Raw genomic sequence first — 19,780 nt, forward strand, 5'->3', positions numbered from 1 at the left:
AACACCGATTTTATTGACTTTTCGTCCACCGCTGGATGCACATCGGCCAAGCCGAGGAACGAAAGTGGGTCATTTTGCTCTCGCAATACAGCCGCGGCTCGCGTGAGTTGCGCCGGTGCGCCGCTACCTGCGTGGCGCCCTGGACCTAAAGAAAGGAGAATTGGTTGCCCAGTCGCTCAAATGCTTTCCGGGCAGACCGGCAGCTCACCGGAGGATATCCGGGAGCTGATAGTCCAGGGTTAACGGGTCATGTACTGGCCGCAGGCCGGAGCCATGCAAGTTTTGGATGCTGTGCCCGGCATGCGCGAGGTGGTCGAACGTCCATGACGTAGGCCACGGTCATTGTTCTATTTGCAAACTTCCACCACGCTCATCTCGTGGCACCGCCTCCGCAAATGCGGTTCGCCTTGGAGTAGACAAGCATCGACCCAAGAATGAAGACCAGGAAATAGAGAATTCCAAGCATCATGGTCGTTGTCGTCTGGGCAATTAGATTCAGCTTCATAAGAACCAACGGAAATACAGACATCAGGCCACAAACAATTCCGAAGACGCCCGATGGGCGTTGATCTTCGCGCTGAAGATGGCTCCGCCGCCTGGCAAAATACCAGACAGCGCCCAGCAGACCGAGCCCCAGTAGGACGACCTCAATATCAGTTGCCATAGTAGCGGTCCAGTGTGTCGACGGCACTAAGTGTTCCAGCTCCAACCTCCGCCGTTAGACCGGTATTGGTAGCCGTACGGAAAGCAGACACGAAGTCACTGCGAATATGGTTGAAAAGCTTGAAGGCGCCCGGTTGCACGACCGGCCGGAGAAGCCCAAAACCGGAGGAGCCGATGTTCACGACATCCACCGCCAGATTCCCCGCGCTGCCCCCTATTAGAGAAGTCGCTTGGCTACGGACGAATCCAGGCTGTCCAGTCAGGCCTTCCTGTATATTGCTGGCCCCCAGGGTCGCCAAAGGCCCACCGACAGTGCAACCGGCGACCGTCGCGCAGAGAGAACCCCCAAGGAGAACTTGGCCAGCCCCACCGATGGTGGTCGCCGTCCTGAAGACAATATTGCCGCCTTCGTCCAAGACGAAGTTGCCAAGCCGCTGAGCGCGCTGCCGCAAGCTCTCGCGATGCGCTTCATGGTTGAAAGCTTGGATGAACACTCCCGTCACCGCTCCGTTTGCAAACTTACCGCCGCCTAGCGCTGACGCCGTACCCCCGACTATTGCCGCAGCCGAAATACGCGAAAAACTATTCGCCACATTGACGCCACCTTCACCCGTGCCGACAAACGGCGATGCGGCCTGGGTAAAGCCTCCCGATAGAAAACCAGCCCGGAAACTCCCACCGGAAATAGCTTGCCTCTGGCCACCTATCAATCCGTGAGCGACAACCTTCTTGGCAAAATTGGAAGAAAGAAACTTTGGATCTCCATAAACTTCACCCACAGTAAAGCTTAGACCAGCGGCAACGCCACCAACAACCGCCGCACGCAAATCCCCGTCAGATGTAATTAGACCAGCTGCGAACCCTTTTCCTACAGCAGCAAGCTGCCCACCTGGAATAGGTATGAGCGCGATTCCAATATTGGTCAATAAAGGCTCATCGAAAACCTCACCAGCTGTTATCAGAACCGCGGCCGCGATCGCAAAAGGAATCCAATGTCCGCTAGGATCTGTATACGTCAGTGGCGCATTCAACGTGTAGCTGTATCGGTTCAGCCCCTGCGTATTGAGTGGTAATTGCACAATGGGGTCCGGGCTCGTGAAACGACCTAGCAGCGGGTCGTAAACACGCCCGCCCATATGCACTAAGCCGACGCCACCCAATGTCTCATGACCGCCATAGCCTTTCTCGGTTGAATAGCGATCAAAGTAAGTCAGAGAACCATCCGTATCCCGGCTGCCGTCCAGACTCCTCCTCTGCCCAAAAGCGTCGTAGGAGAATCGATCCACAACCAGACCGCTTTGCGTGATTGCAACCACAGACCCGAGATGGTCCTGATGTTGAAAACGCACTTCTCGATCAATAGCGCCTCGCCGGACGACAGTTCCTAACCTTCGGTCTCCCGCGATTATTTGGAAGTGATATTCGGGCTCACCAAAGTCATGTACTTCAAGCACGCCGCCTAAATACTGGACCTTTCCTGACCTGACGCCTTCTTTCACCTGCTCAGAGACACTTCGCTCTATTAGCTCACGGTCAGGTCCGTATTTGAAGCTTTCTGTGTTGGTCCAACTCGAGTGGCAACCCAGCTCGGTGGTTGCTTGACCTGACGGCGTGCCGGGGCAACCATCTACAACGTTAGGTACACCATCTCCGTCCAAGTCCGTGGGGTCTGTGCGACCAACGGAAGAATTCACGAAAACCGTGTTCGGACCAACGTAGGGATCGCTGTATCGATAAACTGGCGAACCATCTGTGGTGTCAACCGTTGCCAGGTATTTCACCCGAACACGGAAGTTATATAGACCGTATTTCAGGTCGCCGACCTGGAACACGATTGGCTGATGAGTCGCATCATCTGAGATAGTTGCAACAGTCTCTCCCACGTAGTCAATCGTTACGGCGGTCAAGGCCACAAGCGTATCAGCCAGTTGCTGAGGATCAGGCAGGTCTCCAGTTGGATCGTTTTGCTCGATAAATTCCTCGACGGCATCGGCCAACTCCTGCACTTCGGCATTGGGATCAAGCTCGCTTATTGCAACTAGGACAGCCATTGCGTACGCAAAGTATTCCGCAATGACCTCCTGTAACTCTCGCGCGACCCTTTCAACCTCCTCCTCAACTTCGTCGCCTGTTTTTGTTGTATCCGCATAGATTTCGGCTACAAGGCTTTCCGCATCTGCTACTGCTTTTCCAATTTCCGGCCCAATCAGGGCCAAAATGTCGACAATAATCTGCTGATATGGAGCTACTACCTCGTTTGGCTCTAAGTCCCCCAACCTCTCGACAAGGCCTTCTACAGTATTAACTGCCGCCTCACCGTAGCCCAATACGATCGGGGCGACTTGTGCAATCACCTCGTTGACCTGACCAGAAGCTCCCTCAATCTCCTGAATTACCTCTTGGTACAGCAACAAGAGAAACTCGGCATATCCGGCGATGATTGCTTGTGGATCGACATCAGAAATGATGCTCACTATAGCCCCAACCATCGGCTCAACATCGTCCATGACGCCATCAGCCGCAGTTTCAATATATTCCTGAATAGCTGAGGCAAGCACCAAAACGTTTTGGACGAAATTCAGGAATACCTCGACAGAGGAGCCGCCCATATCCAACGCATCTTGATATGCGTCATAAACGAGCTCGACGATAACATCCGCCGGTACAGAACCTCCTGGATCATCAATGATGGCAAGAACCAGCGTCGCCCCAAAGAGCATCACGTCGTAGATCGGCGTGTCATAATAGAGCTGCGTGATTAAATCGAAAGTAAGCTCTAGATACGGGTTTGAAATCTCACCAATGGGAGTGATTATTTCATGAGCAATTCCAACAAGAACTTCAGGGTCTGACAGCTCATCAATCGATTCAAGCAACGATGGAACTAAGGTTACTGCCAGGTTGTAGCCATCAATGGCCAGTTCTAAGCTAGGCTCTACCGCCTGCTCACGCACGAATGCAAAGAGAGCATCTCGAATACCGTCAAAATCTCCAGTGGAATTCTCAATAACTTCACTAATGCCTTCGACCAGATTTGCGAGTAGATCTGGATCTAGACTTTCAATCTGATCAATAACCAGAGCATCTACCTGGTTATAGGCTTGATCGAAGGTATCAACAACGAGATTCACCGGATCGGACGCCACGTCGCCGATCAGATCGGCAGCCAATGCTTGGACAATTCCGACGTTACCCACCATTGTTTCTGATAGGTAGTTCAGATAATCCACGAGATACGGAACTACCTCGTCCGGTTCCATAACGCTGGGATTAAGACTTACGACGCTATTGATCGCCCAAGCATAGAGCAACACCGTAATTTCCACGGCCTCCGCCAAGATGTCGGCGACGGGTTCATCGCTTTGAGCTCGAGTAGGTCGATCTTGACCTAGCGCTGACAGCAGAGGCATCAACCGCTGCTGGAGTAGGACATCAGTGTCCCCCGCCATTTCACTGCCAAAATGCTGGCCGACCCACGCGGTTATGGCGCCGACATCACCGTCGCTCTTTTTCAACGCCGCATTAGCATAAATCAAGAGCGCCAAGATTGAGCTGAAATGCGACCCCACGCCGGATCCTTGGTTACTCGACGTTGCTGGAACCGACCCCAAGCCGAGTAATCCGGATACGTCCGACAAGCCGGATGTGACGTCCTCTGCCTGCGCTTCCAAATTCAGATTATCAAGCGGTGTTTCAAATCCGAGCATGGTCCGAGATTGCAGCAAAATCTCGTCGGACCAGTCCGACGCCCGTCCGACCATTAGTTCAATCGCCACGGGCACGAGAAGCTCGTCATTTCCGGGGCACGTATCGCATGCAATCGACGTTGGCCTACTCGCCAATACTTCAACCCAAGGATTAAGCGAAATTTCTGCGATGTACTGCGTGTGAGTGTCGTTTTGCCCCGCTGCCCGCCGCGCCTCCTCGCCTGTTGGTGGCTCAGCGTACGCCGATGCTATTGGCCTAGTGCTCGGGTCGAAATCACTTTCGATATTATACAGACGGGAGATTCGGGACGGTTTATTGAAAGGCGTCCAATCAACCAATGCATCCATGCCATAAAGCATGTTGCCATTTTCGTCATAGTCAAACTGTTGGAGACCGCTTTCATTTTGCACGGCTCGAATGCGATTCCCACCCGAATACAGGTAAGTGCCGACATCCGATTTATACGCAATGTTCCCGCTGTTTGTGTAGTCCAAACTTAGCGACGGACTTCCGTTTAACGTGACCGACGTTAGGCGGTGAAGCCCGTCATAACCGAATTGTTCATCAATTCCACTAACAGGGTCTACTCGCGATTCAAGATGACCTTCTGCGGTCCAGGTTGTAGATTCGCTATGAGCTATGATCGAAGAAGTGATCGCTCGTGTTTCAGTTGATAGTGGGCGACCAGACGCCCTGTCGAAATGGTTATATGTCTTGAAGCCAGACTCGAAGCGCTGCTCCTCTATCTGTCCAAACGCATCTTGGGCAATGGCCTGCCAAAGTATTGTCTCGCCCTCATCTCGAACAATGACAAGATATCCGTAAGCATTGTATCGGTAGCGAAACCATTCCGTGATGCCGTTGATCTCGACTTGTCGGATACCCAACTTGTTCTGAGCATTCCACGTTTGAGTTTCAACGGCAGTTTGTCCACCATGCTTTGTCGTTATCTTGCGCGGTCGAGAATGTTGATCGTAAGCAAACACCTGAGAGTACCCAGGAGCGGTGATTGAGGTTGGCTTTCCGATAGCATATGCAGCGTTATCATAAGTCCAGCTGGCAGTCCCCTCAGGACCAACACGAGTTTTGACTCGCCCCAAACGATCATATTCAAAGGTAGTAGTCTGGTTTTTCGCATCTGTCTGCGAACTCAGCTGTCCAAACGCATCATAGCTATACGACCAGGCGCCAAGGTCCGGGTCGGATAAAGCTTTCTTATATCCAAACTGATCGTAAGAAATTTGTTGCGTAAGACCAGTAGGTCCCGTGGTGCTGATCAGATTGCCGCGAGCATCGTACGCATAGTAAGACACAACAGAACCGCCATCCCGACTCTCTACGACCTTTCCTTGAGCGTTTTTTCTCGTGAACTTGGTCTTTCCTTCTGCGTCGGTCCTGGTAACCTGCAAACCATCAATGGCGTGCTCCACGGTTCCAATTTCGCCATCCTCAGAAATCGGATGTACCTCTCGAATCCGGCGACCGAGAACATCGTACTCAAAAGTGGAATGGTACTTTGGGCCACCCGCAAAATATGGGCGAGAAACCTTTTCAACCCGGCCCAGCGGGTCGTAGTGTGTTTCAGAATAGATCCAATTTCCATCAAATCCGATTGTTGCAGAGACAATCTCGCGTTCATTTTTATTGAAAACCGTGTAGCTCTCTGACCCGTCACTAGCGGTTGTTCTGATCATGTAGACGCCGTCTGCCGGGCAAGTTGAGTCGCACCAGTTGTGCTCAGTTATGACAGTTGAGTTTGTTGGTGAAATCTCTGCAATCACGCGTCCGAACGGGTCAACTGTTTGTCGGGTCACAACATCGTTTGCGTCGGACTGATAGATAAGAACACCAAATTTGCTTTCGTGTTGCATCTCAATCGTATGACCGAGTGCATTGGTCGCCGACTCAACAAAGCGACCTTGGTCATCAAAGACCTGACTTTCAGACCGCGTTTCCCCCTGCGCCTGGCTCTCCGTTGAAATCCTGTTACCAAAGGCATCATGCCTAAAGGTCGTAGAGAGTTGCTTGCTCGTCAATGGATGAATGGTTTCATTAGTAAGCAGGCCAGTCATAGCGTCATAGGAAAACTGAGTTGTGTCTGTGACGCTCGGCTCACCCGACTTATGGTGAGTCACACGAGCCTGTTGCAATCGGCACAGGTACCAATTAGCCACATCATTTTCGTAGACGTTTTGCGTCACCTTTGACGCAAAACTCCCATCTGAGGTCTGGCTTGTTGTGGTGACCGTACCTACACAGCCAAAGTTGTCATAGTCATCTCGGGTAACGGTTGTTCTTAAATATTCTTGGTTTCCTCCGCTATTCAACGTGAATTTTTTCGTTGTTGACCCAGTTGGAACAACCGTATGAACACCATTAATGTATTCAGTCTGGTGACTATGTTCAGTGGATTGAATCGTCACCCAGTTGTTGAAGCGATCCTTAACCTGCTTTGTGGATAGAACAAGCTGGCCCACCTGCGGATACTGAGTCTCGTATTGATCTACGACGCGAGTTTTCGCAGCAACGTCCTCCGTTGTAATCTCCTCAAAGCCCAGAAAGCCGCGGCCTGCCACATGCGCCTTGGCACCTTTATATCGGTAGGTGATCAGATTTTCTGACCCGAGATCGTTTGTCGTCTGATAGGACGCTACGACATATGCCGGTCCCGTGACGTCGCTATAGGGGTAAGCCGCGTCACCAAGCTTTTCATACAAATCCGCATTCGTGAGAGGTTGATAGTTGACTTCAATGCTGGAGCCAAAGCCATTCGTGATGGAGACAAGCAGATCGGGCATACCCCCTTCATTGATATGCGACTGCTCTCGACTGTTGTTCGCGTAAGCAATGTCTAGCAACCCATCGCCATTCAAATCCGAAAGCGATCCAGCCGTAAAACCGCCACTGAAAAATAGATCCAGTGGCGCCTGATATTCAGACCGCTCTTCCCATTTACACTGATGAGATCCACATTCCGCGGTACCTCGATTGATCAAAGTACGATTCACAATCCCCGGCCCACTGATGACCGCATCGGGCAGCTGATCGCCGGAAACGTCTACGAAGAATATTTGACGAGTAACACCGTCATTTGAAAAGACATTCTCCGGTAAGTTGTACGCGGAGGAATACGCATGGTCCCAACCCGTCCCAACATTCAATCGAACTCTGTTTTCATAAATCAGGTCATCAAGGCCATCGCCATTTACATCGGCGAAGTCGCCTAGCACTTCATCCCCTTCTCTGATCAACTCTTGAGGAACGTACTGCGGGGCAGCTTCCCAGCCTTCGCCGGTATTGAAGTAGGCACGTTGAACGGGCAAGGAGCCATCGTACGTATAGGCCGCAACAAGATCGGGCAACCCGTCTCCGTTGAGCTCCACCAGCCGCGCTAGTTTTTTACGATTAGTTGTCGTTAGCGGATGGGGGGTCTTATAGCCTGGATCCTCAGCCCAATAGCAACCTTTCGCTGTGCAGGTGCTCCATGCTCTGTTGAGAAAAGTTGCTCCATCAACGTTGTTGTTATCCAGCACTGAACGAATGTCATCCGGAAGTCCGTCACCATTAATGTCCTGCAATACTGCTAGGTCAACGTCCTGGCGCACAGCCTCAGATGATTCTGTGGCATCAAACTGAATCAGATTGTCATCGAGTCCAGCAAATCCACTCTCGGATCCCATGTAAGCACCAATGAGATTCCCTTGCGCCACAAAATGATCAACATAGCCGTCTGCATCAAGATCGTGAAGAAAGCCGATTCGGTCAATGCCTGCGAACAATGGCGCAGGACCTGTGAATTCTTTGGGCCCAAATCGCCACCCTGGCAGGTGTGAGATCAACCTGTCGGTGTCGGAATTTAGCCAATTCCTATTCTCACAATTTGACCCTCTGTCGTTGCAGTGGAATCTCGAGTTTACCCAGTCAGGTAAACCGTCGCCGTTGATGTCGACCAACTCAGATGATGATGAGAACAGTTCTGGTGGCTTGCCAAATCCTTCGTGTGCCCCGCCGAAACCAAGCAGCTTATCTGTCCAGCTAAAGGTCGTAGGTGCAAAGCAAACCTCGGAGCCACCATCTGGCGCACACTCCTCGATTTGTACCAAGCGCGATTTTCGGGTCCCGCTTAACTCGTAGCCAAAGCGATAAATTTTCGCGACGGCTCCATTTGATATGGTTTCAATCCGTGAGAGTCGCTTGCGATTCGTCTGGTGGAATACCGAATGCGCAACGTAGCGGTTAACGACGTCGGGACGGCTCTCATACTCAAAAACTACTTTGTTATAGGGAACCAATCCAGCCTGAGAGTTACCCGTGTACAAGACCTCTTTCAGCGTGAACTCTCGCCCCGTTTCTATTGAGCTGTGGTGCTCATAATCAAAGGCAATGTAGTTGCCAACGGAATCGACGATTCGATCAATTGACCAAACAAAATACTTGCTATTGGGCTCACTCGAGAACGAAGCATCAGAGCTTCCGTACAGCATTTCAAGGCCGGCCTTGGTCTCCACTCGAAACACATTGGATAAGCCGTTTGTCACACTCGCCAGTTGCGTAATTCGGGCGAACGAGTCGACTTCTGTTCGATATTCGGTACCCGGTTGCCCATAAGAACCGGACACCGCAATGAGGCGCTGGCCATCAAGGCAAAAGCGATCACCCTCGTCATAGTTAATGCCGCCAGCAACGCCGTCAATCGCGACCGTTTTTGCACACCGACTGATACGAGATATTCCGCCCAAAGACCATCCATGACCTAGAACACCGTTACCGTTCAAATTCGAGTATGAAACTGCCAACTGCGGTTCCATACCTGCAGTACCTGGGGGCACGACAATTGGGATGTTGTAATTTGCAGCCCCCCGCGACGATACAGCGAATGTTCCGCTAACGATCCCGGGATAACCGCTCAGAGGCGCCGCATTTGCTGAAAATGAAGATGCACGTGCGGCAGAAATTCGCTCATCCAAGATTCCCTGAATGGTCGTTGTTGGATCCGGTAGAACTTCTACTATCTCCTCAATCCCATAGCCCAACAATGAGACTTTCGAGAGTGATCCAAAGCCGGAAACAGCGCTCTCCGAGTCGTGTGCATCAGCGCCTGCCCAACCAGTTGCACACACGAAAACGGCTGTGCTCACGCACAATAAAATACGACGAAACATTACAGTCCCCCAAGACCATTACAGATTATCTGTCATTGGGGCTGAACTGATAAATACGCTTTAGACGCGCTTACTCGTAGTTGAGAGCCGGATCAAATTTGATCGACGGGCTCGACCGACCCAATAAGACAGCCTAGCACTATACACGGATGATTTTTGATGTCTAGCACCATATGCATAGCTGTATGTTCGCAAGCTGCACCCTCGCCGAAGATCATATGGGCTAAGGAGTTGATAGGGTTCGAGCAAAAAACAATTTAGCGATAGATTATTCATTCTCTGCTGGCGCTAAGCAGGACGAACTTGTCGAACCGGTGCTCGCGCTCAAAATATCACCTGCAAAGTATTGTTAGCGATGTGTTGGGCAGCGATGAAGCGTGACATGCCTAACAGGTGACTATGGTTCAAAGTTGCGGCCGTGTTTGACCATGGCATTGAGGATAGTGATCAATTTTCTCATGCAGACAACCAGGGTCGGCTGGGTTGCTTGCCAACGGCGATGACACCAGGTGAAGCCGGAGATGGCTTTTCATGGACTGAGCGCAGCGAGGTACCGATAGCGAGTACGTGACGTACAGTCACGCCCCGTCACCAATCCCCGATGTTGTCAGCTTCTGTAAAAAATAGAATTGTCACTTAAAACTTAGAGTGAACCGTTTATCGATTGGTCCCAGAATTGGGGTGACGTCACAAGCCAGAACGTCTACCTTTATTGTGTCCCCTTGACGGGGAAGCTTACGGCGGGAAAGTTTTCCGGACGGTGGGTGATCACGATTCGGTCTATCGCGCCAAAAGGAGCTGATTCATGTTCGTCGTGTAGGCCGGCGATAAGCGTGTCTGGTTCATTGACCATGGCCTCGGGCCCGACAGGCGCCCCAGGCATATCGATTCGCGACCAAACCGCCGGTTGATGTTATCCATGGCAGTGGATAACTGGTCACCTCGCTTGGCAATGCGGTCATTGGTAAATAATTCCAGCTGGGCGTTGCCGCGCGGTGACAAACTCATCAGATTCACACCAGCCTTTTTGTACTCGTAGCCGGGCTTGTATAAGTGCTCGAGTGCGCGAACTGCGAACTTTGCGAGCATGGCCGTATCGTCCATGGCATAGGGCAGTTTCAAGGTAAAGCCGGTTGAGTGCTGCGGCTTGTCCGGTCGGAACACATTGGTGCAAACGAACACCTGTAGGGTGCTGGTAAAACTGTTTTGTCGCCGCAGCTTCTCAGCTGCAATCGACACAAAGGCCAGCATGGCCTCTTTGAGTAGCGGTAGTTCGGAAACAGCCGCGCCAAAGGATCGGCTTAACCGAATCTGTTGCTTAGCTGGCGGCGAGATTTCAAGCTCTGTACAAACCTCACCGTTGAGTTCTGCCACGATCCTTTCAGCCACTACACCGAATTGTTGCCGCAGCTGCTTGGGGCGAGATCTCCGCAGATCTGCTGCCGTGCGAATCCCCATCTGCACGAGCCGTCGCTCGGTCCGAAAGCCGATACCCCATACATCCCCGACAGGGATCTTTGCGAGCAGTGCGCTCTGGTCGATCGCGCTCAGCGTTTCGAGGTTGAAGACGCCAGCATGCTCGGGCGATTTCTTGGCCACGTAATTCGCCAGCTTCGCTCTGGTTTTGGTGGTGCCAACGCCAACGCAAACAGTAAGGCCTGTCCATTGGCTCACACGCTGACGAATTGCGTGAGCATGCTGACGAAGTTCACGGATCCCAGTGAGCTCGAGAAAACTCTCATCAATGCTGTACACCTCTTGGCTGGGCGCCATGTCGCCTAGAATCGTCATCACGCGGTTGGATATATCCGCGTAGAGGGTGTAGTTCGAGCTGAAAACTGCCGTTTGCCTTTGAACAGTCGGGTCTACCTGATGCCAGGGTTGAGCCATTTTGATGTTCAGGGCCTTCGCTTCAGCAGAGCGGGCGACGACACACCCATCATTGTTGCTCAGAACAACGACAGGTTTACCTCGCAGTTTCGGATTGAAGACGGTCTCGCAACTGGCGTAGAAGTTGTTGACGTCAACCAGCGCAATCCGGCGTTCAGAGCTTGCGGCCGATCCCACGCACAATGCCCGTCACGACGCCCCAGATGATGTGGTCCTCGTCCTCATCCAAGAACATGGGTTGGTAACGATCAAGCGAGTCGTGGCGGGAGCAAAGCGCCATGCGATTGTTCATCTCATCGAGCACCTTTACGTACACAGAGCCCTGAAAAACAGCCACCACCAGATTGCCGCGGCGAGGCTCTTGCGATCGGTCAACCGACGCAATGTCGCCTGACAATATCCCGAGGTTCTTCAGCGACTCACCCTCAATACGCACAAAAAACGTGGCCGGCGGATTGGTCACCAGCAATTGGTTCAGATCGATGCTGTCTTCGACAAAATCGGCCGCAGGTGAAGGAAAACCCGCCTGCGGGCGGGGCGAAGAGACCAGTGGAAGGGCTAGCGGTGACGGGTCGACCGCGGCGGGGTTTAGCCGTGTGCCGTTTGCGGCGGGGTAGAAGTGCGAACTGTCCATAATGACAGTATTACGCCCGATGTTAGCTTCAGTGCAATAGGCCAGGGCATAAGTGCGTGATTTACAATCGGTCATACCGTTGCTGCCCCGAGTCACCATGTGCTTTTCCGCGCAAGCGAGTTTCGACCTCGACAAACTAAAACGTGAATACGATGCGCTGATCGACTATCAGGTATTTGCGGACATCCTGGAGCAGCGGCTGACCAACAACGCGATCAAGATTCCCAAGGCCATGGAAGCGAACTTCCTGGCACCGACCACTGCGGTGGAGGAACGGATCGCGAATTCAATCTACCAGTTTCGCAAGGCTGAGTCGGAGCGTTTGGAAGCCGAGCTTTTCAAGCAAACTAAGCGCCTAGCGGACGCCGAGCGCAAGTTGCAGTGCAAGACAACGAAAGCTGCTCTGGATAGCCAGCGAATCGCCACCAAGAAGATCACGTGGGCGAAGGGCAAGCTAGCGGATTTGAGACGGGAGAAGGTGGAAGCAAAGGATTCGAGAATTTTTCCCTTCCAGTATGCCGCTGTCATCGTGCGTAAAAGCGGACAGAACTGGATCCGGCCGATGCGTTATCACTGTCGGCCCTCAGGCAAACCCGCCAGCTACGATCGCCGGTTTGACGGTCTCTACAACGCCAGGCGGGACAATCTGCGCGGTTTCTGGAAGGGGCAGTTTGGGAATTCCCACGCCCTGATGAGAATCACCGGGTTTTACGAGAATGTCGCACGACATGATTTTGAACGGCGAGCGCTCAAAGAAGGCGAGAAGCCTGAAAATCTGGTTCTCGCGTTTCACAGTCAAGAGCGTGCCATGACGGTCGCTTGCCTGTGGTCGCACTGGGAACAACCCGACCAGCCACCGCTGGACTCCTTTGCTGCAATTACCGACGAGCCGCCGCCGGAGGTATCCGCCACCGGTCATGATCGGTGTGTAATCGTGTTGCGCGATGAAGCGGCATCGAAGTGGCTTGGGTCCGAGGCCATGGCGCCAGAAGAGATTGATGCCATTCTGGACGACCGCCCGTCTCTCTATTATGAGCACCGAGTAGCCGCGTGATGTCCGGCTTTCCCCAGCGATTGCGTATCTGGTCAGTAAGTAAAACCGACGGAGCGCATCAATGGGCTACTGGATATTCCAAAATGAGGAAAGCAAGCGGTGCATGGCAATTAATGATGATTGTCTAGCTGACGTGGCAATCGGCGACGAGCTAGGGGAGTTGCTGTTCGATGGACCAATGCCGGCGATAATTGCCAAGATGTATGTAGTGAATCACGGTGGACGATTGGTTGAAGCAGCCGATCAGGCTTGGGACATAGGGTTAGATTCAGCGATGCCTGCTTCTTCCGAAGATCACATTCCGGGTGGCCTCCCAACTTAGAGATTTCGGGGGCTGGGATGCCAGGGCGCATTCCGGCGTATCAAGTAAACCGTGGCCTTTGCTCAGTGCGTAAAGTGTGGGAGCGGCGCGTGTTCAGCTTTGAACCAAAACCAGAAGTCCGGTAGCGCGGTAACCTAAGCGCATATCGCTACAAAGCGGAATTTTCGAACACGCGTTGGTCATCGTGCCGTGATTGAATTGTTCGCCTGATTGAAGTTGCCTTGTTGCTGGAGTTAAACAACTCTTGGGGTCGCGGGCTGGCGCGTGAGGGTTCTAGTTCCACTTTTTGCTACGGTTGGTATTTGGGGAAATGCTAAACCGTGAGACAGAACTGGCACTTACATGTCGAGCTTAGGCGAGACTGAATGAATCTGGCAGGACTATTTGTGAGTTGCGGGCTAACTCACGCCAACAAGCGTTATGTGGCTAGGAGAAATGGATGAAGTTCGGGGAACGGATGGGTCTGGTCGAGGTGTCCACCACTATCCAAACATCTGGCATGACATCTGCGCTTCGCAACTCTCTGTGGAATGTGCTGGACGTCTGTGTGTGGGGATCCAATGACTTCGATAAGGGTTGGCAAATTTCCGAAAATCCCTACGTAGACAAATTTAGTACGAACCTATGGTTTCACTTCTTCAAGGAGCGCTTGGACTCACGCTCGAAATATTGTGTTCAGATTTTGGATGTACTTCGAGATTGGTTCTTTAGGGGCACCTGGATTGATGTCTATGACTTTGTTGAGTTCGTCATATCCTACGAAGAAGATTCGGAGCTCGATGGCCTGATTAATCAAGTTCTAGAGCGTGAACTGGCCGGTTTTCGGTTAATTAATAGGCAATTTGTTCCAATCACCGATGAACTTGAGAAGGAGGCTATTGAGGCCGCACTTGCACCAGGACCATTCGAGGCAGCGCGGACTCACTTCAGACAAGCCCTCAACCTACTAGCAGATCGAGAAAATCCGGATTTCCGCAATTCCATCAAAGAGTCCATATCAGCAGTAGAAAGCGTGGCTTGTGAGCTGAGTGGAAAGCCAAAGGCGACGTTGGGTGATGCACTGAAGGTTCTAGAGAAGGAAGGCCAGCTTCATAGTGCCCTCAAGAGCGGCTTTTCATCCATCTATGGGTACACCAGTGACGCTGATGGAATCAGACACAAATTGCAGGAAGAGACCAAGGTTGATGCAAATGATGCGAAATACTTTTTGGTTGCATGCACCGCCTTTGTAAATTATCTGAAATCAAAACATGCAGCCGCCACATAACTACACGTTGCAGGTGACATTTGACCCGCTGCCGATTTTTGCTGCCGCAAAAACGGCCATCGCCTCAAATGCACCTGAACGTGGGCGTTGGGCGTCAAAGACAGGGCACAGATGCTAGCCGATGAAATAATCGACAGAAGCGATGCGCCAGGACTGATCCTGCGCAAGCTATCACCTCACGTGCTCAGTGAGTTGATCCAAGCCATTCTCACTGATGTTCGTGAGCTGAGCCGAATATGTGCCAGGAGTTTTTTGCATTCAACCGGCATCTTTAAGCTTGTTCTCTCAGAATCAACCTACAGCTCATCTGAAGTTAGGTTGCACGTTTGGAAAAGCGGTTGTGTGTTTCCCTCAGGCAGCAATTATGAGAGCGTTCATAATCATAGATGGCACTTCTGCTCTCGGATACTTCAGGGCACATTCTGTAAGGAACTATTTGTCGTAAGTAATGCAGGTCCAGGCAGCTTCTCGCACTATCGTTTCGAAGCGACAGCGCCCGGGCAGCTCAATACCGTGACCGAGCGCGGAAGCTGCGATTTGCAAACCTCCTTTAGAGTTCATCTCTTCCCTGGGCAAACGTACGAAATGGCACCAAGCGCATATCATCTAATAAAGCCAGTAGATGAGAACTTCTCTGCGACCTTGTTTGTTCGAGGTCCATACGAGACAAATGGAACTGACGTCTTTCTGCCGGCTGAAATGTCGTTGCATGAGGCTAGTTCCAAAAGTATTGAGCCCATAGAGCCAAACCAAGTAAAGAATTTGCTGCAGGTGATTCAACGTGACTGAGGACGAGAAACAACGAACTTGGGAAATGTACTTGTCTCTTGGCGAGGGTGAACGACACTTCAATTCCTTGGAAAGTAAGTATCGTACCTTGGCATCTACTTGGCTATTGGCAATGTTTGTCGGAATCGGGTTCATTTTTACGCGGCCGGAAGTATCAAGCCAGTTCGACCCATATCTCGTTTCGGCGGCCGCTGGCATAGTTGCTTGCGTCGGGCTGCTGCTGCTGTGGAACATCGATATTCGAGTGTGTCACCAACTCTTGGATGCTCATTTTGTACAAGCGTTAGTGCTCGAACGAGATCATGATTGGCTCCCACCGATTCGAACCAAAATGGTGTTCTCTCAGTATGTTGACCCCGAACACGTTAGGCCTGACGGTGGTGTAATGCGTCGAATCAAGATGTTCTACGTTGGTATGGTCGGCGCGCCGAGCTTGGTCGCCTCTGTTTCACTCGTTTCGCACATTGCATCGACAAGCGACAATCTGTGTCTCCTGGTAGGTATTTCCGTCATCGCTTTTCTCGCTGCTTGTATCGCTCCGGTCTACGTATGGAAGAACTCGAAAAGCCCGTTGTTAGGTGGCTACATTTCAACTCACAAAGCATCTGCGATTGCTCGATTGAAAGCCGAGCTGCACGCGGATTGACGCCCAACAAATCGCTGCAGGTGACGTTTGACCCGCCACCTACTTTTGCTATCGCAAAAGCAGGCGTCGCCTCAAACGCACCTGAGCTCTGGCGTTGGGCACCTGGTTGGAGAACGAGGAGAATTTGATGCAAATGAACAAAAAACCGTGGCCCCTGAGATCAACACATGGGGTACGGGATCGCATTAACACCAACCCGGACTTTCAGCGACCTGCGGTTTGGAGCAAGGCTCAAAAGCAACTGCTGATTGACACGATCCTCCGAGATTACGACATTCCAAAGCTGTATTGGAGGAAGGTTGGCACCAAGCCTGATATTTATGACGTGGTCGATGGGCAACAGAGACTCCGAGCGATATGGGAGTTCTTCGACGGCGAATTTACGCTCCCGAAAGATGCCGATCAGATCGATGGCGAGGACGTTGCTGGCCTGCTCTACGATAACTTGCCAGACGACATCAGGATGCGCTTCGACGTATACGCACTCGACGTTGTAGTTCTCGAAGATAGTGACGAAGACGAAGTGCGTGAGATGTTTCTCCGGCTTCAAAATGGGACGTCACTAAAGGCTCAAGAAAAACGAAATGCTTACCCGGGCCGAATGCGCGACTTCGTTCGCAAAGCCTCCAAGCATAAGTTTTTTGAATCCGTTGGCTTCGCCAATGCACGGTTCAATCACGACCTTGTGGCAGCACAGCTTGTTGCTTTGGAATTGGCTGGAGGTCCGACAAATGTAAAGAACGCTGACCTCAACCGAATGTACCGCGACCACGCCGACTTCGATGCAACATCTTCGGATGCGAAGGCGGTAAGTAGAACGCTGAATACTCTCCTGGAGATTTTTCCAGAAGTAACGCCAGAACTTACAAGATTCAATGTCGTAGCTCTCTATTGTGTTGTTTCTGAGCTGATGAACCAGTACAGCTTTCAGGATGCGCGGCAACTTATCCACGATTGGTTTCTTGGATTTGAGGAACAACGCCGCATTAACGACGAAAAGCCCGATGATGAGATTGACCCGGAATGGTCAAGCTATAAGGAGAAAATTAGTCACAGTACAGATGCTGCGGACTCGATCCGTTGGCGAATGGAATTCATGCTAAGGCACTTCGTGGACGCAAATCCTGGAATCGAAACGAAAGACAATCAGCGAGCCTTCACTCAGGCACAACGCCTCGCCGTTTTTCGGCGAGACAAAGGGCACTGCCAGCTAAAGATCAAGTGCGACGGGGCAAAGTTGTCCTGGGACGACTGGCATTGTGATCACATAATTCCATGGACTGCTGGTGGGAAAACAACAGTTGAGAATGCCCATGTGGCATGTGCGTCTTGCAACCTATCAAAGGGCGCTTCTCAAGCGGAGGCGTGACGGTGCCCAACAACACGTTGCAGGCGTCATAGGGCAGCGCTTTGCTACTTCCGGAAAAAGATGAGCGCGTCCGGTTCCTGGAGTCGCATCTGGAGCATCTAATCTTTCATGCTCGCGAATGGGTCTCAACCTCCGGTGCTTTAACGCATCTGAAAAGTGGACTCGCGGCAAGGTATTACGTCTTGCGTCATTGTAGGGAGTATTTGGAGCGTACCTGCTACGTCAAAAAATCTGGTCCACTTTCACCTAGTACAGCTACCGAGGCCGCGTTGCATCTGAATGGCTACTACTTGAATCTTCGGGGTGCGTTAGACAACTTGGCTTGGATGCTCCAGTTTGAATTTAAGATCCTTCCAAGCACCACTGAGGAATCCGGCGCCAGAATGAAAGTTCACCTCTTTGGAGACAAGTTTCTGAGCTCCGTCAGAAGCCGATCACCGAATCACGCCAAGCACCTATCCGCGATGAAGGCATGGGGATTGGACCTTGCAGCGTTGAGGGACCCAGCGGCACATCGCATTCCGTTGTACGTCCCGCCTGGCGTGGTTTCGGCCCAAGAGCAAGTTGACGAGTTTCAGCGCCTTGACGCTCTTTCCGGGACGCCAGAAGAGGAACTCGGAGGGAAGCGGCGTATCGAGATCATAATTGAGGCCCAACAAGTTGCATCATTCGCGCCTGTGTTCTGCGTAACCTCAGCAACTGAAAACAAAGTCTATAGCATTCCCAAACAGTTGCTATACGATCATCGCCGGTACCTTCATTTGGCGAGAAAATTGCTGGAGGCGTTCAGATGACGCCCAACAAATCGCTGCAGGTGACGTTTGACCCGCCGCCCACTTTTGCTACCGCAAAAGCAGGCGCCGCCTCAAACGCAACTGAGCTCAGGCGTTGGGCGTCACAGGAGTTCGCAGCATGAGCGAAGAAGCAGCATGGGCACTCATTGGTGCCACTGTCGGCATTTTAGGTAGCGGGATCGTTAACTGGCTGCTACAGGGACGGCAATTTGAGCACGAAAAAACAATGTTCGATCTTCAGCACAGAAGCGCATCTACGGTGAAGGAGATTTTTGACGAGATGCTCAATCATCAAAAATTTGTCGAGCGATCCTTCAAGGCTCTACAGAGTCGCGTCGGAGGCTATACCGACGATGAGCTGAGGCAATTCCTTCTAGAACTCGGCGCTCAGAAAATCGACAAGAATGGTGAGGAGCGTTGGTATCTACGCTCAAGGAAAGACGAATGAATCTCGAATAAATAGCGCGAATGGCCTTAGGAGATCCTGCCCTACAAACAAAGGGGACGCACTATGCAAAAGACGTTGATGACACCTGAAGAGATAGTAAACGCGCTCAACTCTGCGATGGCAAACTCCGGAGCGCTCGACGGCGATTGTAAGGAATGCCAGGTGCGGAGAATCGGCCGCGTTACCGAACAAGAAGCTGGGCAATTGGGACGGAACTGGAACGTTGAAATGGTCAACGGTGAGTGTCTTGGTGAGTGCATGGCGGTTCTCACTGAAGTAGCGAAAGAAGTGGGCCGCAAACTTGACGCTTCCTGGTAACCACGCGTGCCGCCCAACAAATCGCTGCAGCCGACGATGTGCTGACGGCTATCCTTCTTTTTTCGGGCGCCCTTGTCGTCGTCGTGATTGCTGTGTTCGCCATTGATGGGCTTTCGGCGTTCGATACGGTAATTGAGTCTGAGTCCCTGGTGTCGCTCGTCGCGGCCATCCTGTTGCTGACTTTGGCGTTTTACCCGGCATTCGACTATTCGGGCTCGGAGCTAATTGGGCCATCGGTTGCACGTTTGCGGGCATTCTCCATTCCCGCCACGCTCGGGGTATGCTTGGTTGCGCTGCCTAATTGGTTCGGGTCGTTACGTTTTCTGGAGGTATTTGGCGCACGCACCATCCGCAGTATAGGTTGGGGCTGCTTGGGGCTCGGCTACGTTTTTCTGGTGCTTCTATGAGCAGCCGCCCAACAACAGTTTGTGAACTGCTAAATACAAACCGAGAAACCTACTTCCGATTATCGGGCTCGCCTTAGCCAACTTAGGCTCTTGTGTCGATGCCACGATCGTCGCATGTGGTTTTAATTTCAGCTATTGGCTGACAGAAGTCGCCCCAAAGCGAAAGGTGTGGTAACCGCGGCTAAATGCCTGCAAGTATCCAAATGGATCAACACCCTAGCGATTGATGCACTAAACGACCGTGCCCGGTTCAACGGCGTTGCTATTTTTGGGGTAGCAATAACCACGCCCCCCTTGTAGATTCAGTCT

General features: G+C 51.9%; 14 protein-coding genes. 10 read left to right on the plus strand and 4 right to left on the minus strand.

All coding sequences use genetic code 11. From position 1 onward, the window contains the following. Nucleotides 1–370 precede the first annotated feature (370 nt). The 4 genes from ATO7_RS06250 to ATO7_RS06265 all read right to left on the minus strand — a co-directional run bounded on the left by ATO7_RS06250 (nucleotide 371) and on the right by ATO7_RS06265 (nucleotide 12,057). Complete coding sequence (locus tag ATO7_RS06250) at nucleotides 371–664, minus strand: hypothetical protein (RefSeq protein ID WP_083560553.1); 294 nt, start codon at nucleotides 662–664, stop codon at nucleotides 371–373. Beyond that, the gene (locus ATO7_RS06255) at nucleotides 654–9,533 is read right to left on the minus strand and encodes an RHS repeat-associated core domain-containing protein (RefSeq protein WP_083560555.1); all 8,880 of its coding nucleotides are present in this window, start codon (nucleotides 9,531–9,533) and stop codon (nucleotides 654–656) included. Before ATO7_RS06255 ends, ATO7_RS06250 begins: the two co-directional genes overlap by 11 nt. Before the next feature lie 780 nt (nucleotides 9,534–10,313). Then, on the minus strand, nucleotides 10,314–11,600 hold the full coding sequence (locus ATO7_RS06260; protein WP_083560556.1) for a Y-family DNA polymerase: 1,287 nt from the start codon (nucleotides 11,598–11,600) through the stop codon (nucleotides 10,314–10,316). Next, nucleotides 11,578–12,057 carry a LexA family protein gene (locus ATO7_RS06265; protein ID WP_158523074.1) on the minus strand — a complete coding sequence of 160 codons (480 nt, stop codon included), beginning with the start codon at nucleotides 12,055–12,057 and terminating at the stop codon, nucleotides 11,578–11,580. Before ATO7_RS06265 ends, ATO7_RS06260 begins: the two co-directional genes overlap by 23 nt. A gap of 52 nt (nucleotides 12,058–12,109) precedes the next feature. On the opposite strand from ATO7_RS06265, the gene ATO7_RS06270 reads away from it, so the two are divergent. The 10 genes from ATO7_RS06270 (at nucleotide 12,110) to ATO7_RS06310 (ending at nucleotide 19,471) form a co-directional block, all read left to right on the plus strand. Continuing rightward, nucleotides 12,110–13,111 (plus strand): SOS response-associated peptidase family protein, encoded by a 1,002-nt coding sequence (locus tag ATO7_RS06270; RefSeq protein WP_206044802.1) that lies wholly within the window; start codon nucleotides 12,110–12,112, stop codon nucleotides 13,109–13,111. 61 nt (nucleotides 13,112–13,172) lie between these two features. Next, complete coding sequence (locus tag ATO7_RS06275) at nucleotides 13,173–13,433, plus strand: hypothetical protein (RefSeq protein ID WP_083560562.1); 261 nt, start codon at nucleotides 13,173–13,175, stop codon at nucleotides 13,431–13,433. A gap of 439 nt (nucleotides 13,434–13,872) precedes the next feature. Then, nucleotides 13,873–14,700 carry an AbiJ-NTD4 domain-containing protein gene (locus ATO7_RS06280; protein ID WP_158523075.1) on the plus strand — a complete coding sequence of 276 codons (828 nt, stop codon included), beginning with the start codon at nucleotides 13,873–13,875 and terminating at the stop codon, nucleotides 14,698–14,700. 111 nt (nucleotides 14,701–14,811) lie between these two features. After that, nucleotides 14,812–15,489, plus strand: a complete 678-nt coding sequence (locus ATO7_RS17005) for a hypothetical protein (protein ID WP_206044803.1) — start codon at nucleotides 14,812–14,814, stop codon at nucleotides 15,487–15,489. Further along, nucleotides 15,482–16,135, plus strand: a complete 654-nt coding sequence (locus ATO7_RS06285) for a hypothetical protein (RefSeq protein WP_146680171.1) — start codon at nucleotides 15,482–15,484, stop codon at nucleotides 16,133–16,135. Before ATO7_RS17005 ends, ATO7_RS06285 begins: the two co-directional genes overlap by 8 nt. Before the next feature lie 127 nt (nucleotides 16,136–16,262). Beyond that, nucleotides 16,263–17,504, plus strand: coding sequence for a GmrSD restriction endonuclease domain-containing protein (locus ATO7_RS06290; protein ID WP_146680172.1), 1,242 nt, complete (start codon nucleotides 16,263–16,265; stop codon nucleotides 17,502–17,504). 326 nt (nucleotides 17,505–17,830) lie between these two features. Then, entirely contained in the window at nucleotides 17,831–18,298 is a 468-nt protein-coding gene (locus ATO7_RS16935) for a hypothetical protein (RefSeq protein WP_083560567.1), read from the plus strand. A gap of 118 nt (nucleotides 18,299–18,416) precedes the next feature. Further along, the gene (locus tag ATO7_RS06300) at nucleotides 18,417–18,746 is read left to right on the plus strand and encodes a hypothetical protein (RefSeq protein ID WP_146680173.1); all 330 of its coding nucleotides are present in this window, start codon (nucleotides 18,417–18,419) and stop codon (nucleotides 18,744–18,746) included. Nucleotides 18,747–18,809: 63 nt separating this feature from the next. After that, nucleotides 18,810–19,064, plus strand: a complete 255-nt coding sequence (locus ATO7_RS06305) for a hypothetical protein (RefSeq protein WP_083560570.1) — start codon at nucleotides 18,810–18,812, stop codon at nucleotides 19,062–19,064. 38 nt (nucleotides 19,065–19,102) lie between these two features. Continuing rightward, nucleotides 19,103–19,471: a hypothetical protein gene (locus tag ATO7_RS06310; RefSeq protein WP_083560572.1), complete on the plus strand. Its 369-nt coding sequence runs from the start codon at nucleotides 19,103–19,105 to the stop codon at nucleotides 19,469–19,471. Nucleotides 19,472–19,780: the final 309 nt, after the last annotated feature.

Source organism: Oceanococcus atlanticus (assembly GCF_002088235.1).
In the GTDB taxonomy this organism is placed as follows: Bacteria; Pseudomonadota; Gammaproteobacteria; order Nevskiales; family Oceanococcaceae; genus Oceanococcus; species Oceanococcus atlanticus.

Bases quoted from the DNA above. Each gene is read 5' to 3' on its own strand.
- ATO7_RS06250 (WP_083560553.1), bottom strand. From the start codon at position 664: ATGGCAACTGATATTGAGGTCGTCCTACTGGGGCTCGGTCTGCTGGGC.
- ATO7_RS06255 (WP_083560555.1), bottom strand. From the start codon at position 9,533: ATGTTTCGTCGTATTTTATTGTGCGTGAGCACAGCCGTTTTCGTGTGT.
- ATO7_RS06265 (WP_158523074.1), bottom strand. From the start codon at position 12,057: ATGGACAGTTCGCACTTCTACCCCGCCGCAAACGGCACACGGCTAAAC.
- ATO7_RS06275 (WP_083560562.1), top strand. From the start codon at position 13,173: ATGGGCTACTGGATATTCCAAAATGAGGAAAGCAAGCGGTGCATGGCA.
- ATO7_RS06280 (WP_158523075.1), top strand. From the start codon at position 13,873: ATGAAGTTCGGGGAACGGATGGGTCTGGTCGAGGTGTCCACCACTATC.
- ATO7_RS17005 (WP_206044803.1), top strand. From the start codon at position 14,812: ATGCTAGCCGATGAAATAATCGACAGAAGCGATGCGCCAGGACTGATC.
- ATO7_RS06290 (WP_146680172.1), top strand. From the start codon at position 16,263: ATGCAAATGAACAAAAAACCGTGGCCCCTGAGATCAACACATGGGGTA.
- ATO7_RS16935 (WP_083560567.1), top strand. From the start codon at position 17,831: ATGCTCCAGTTTGAATTTAAGATCCTTCCAAGCACCACTGAGGAATCC.
- ATO7_RS06300 (WP_146680173.1), top strand. From the start codon at position 18,417: ATGAGCGAAGAAGCAGCATGGGCACTCATTGGTGCCACTGTCGGCATT.
- ATO7_RS06305 (WP_083560570.1), top strand. From the start codon at position 18,810: ATGCAAAAGACGTTGATGACACCTGAAGAGATAGTAAACGCGCTCAAC.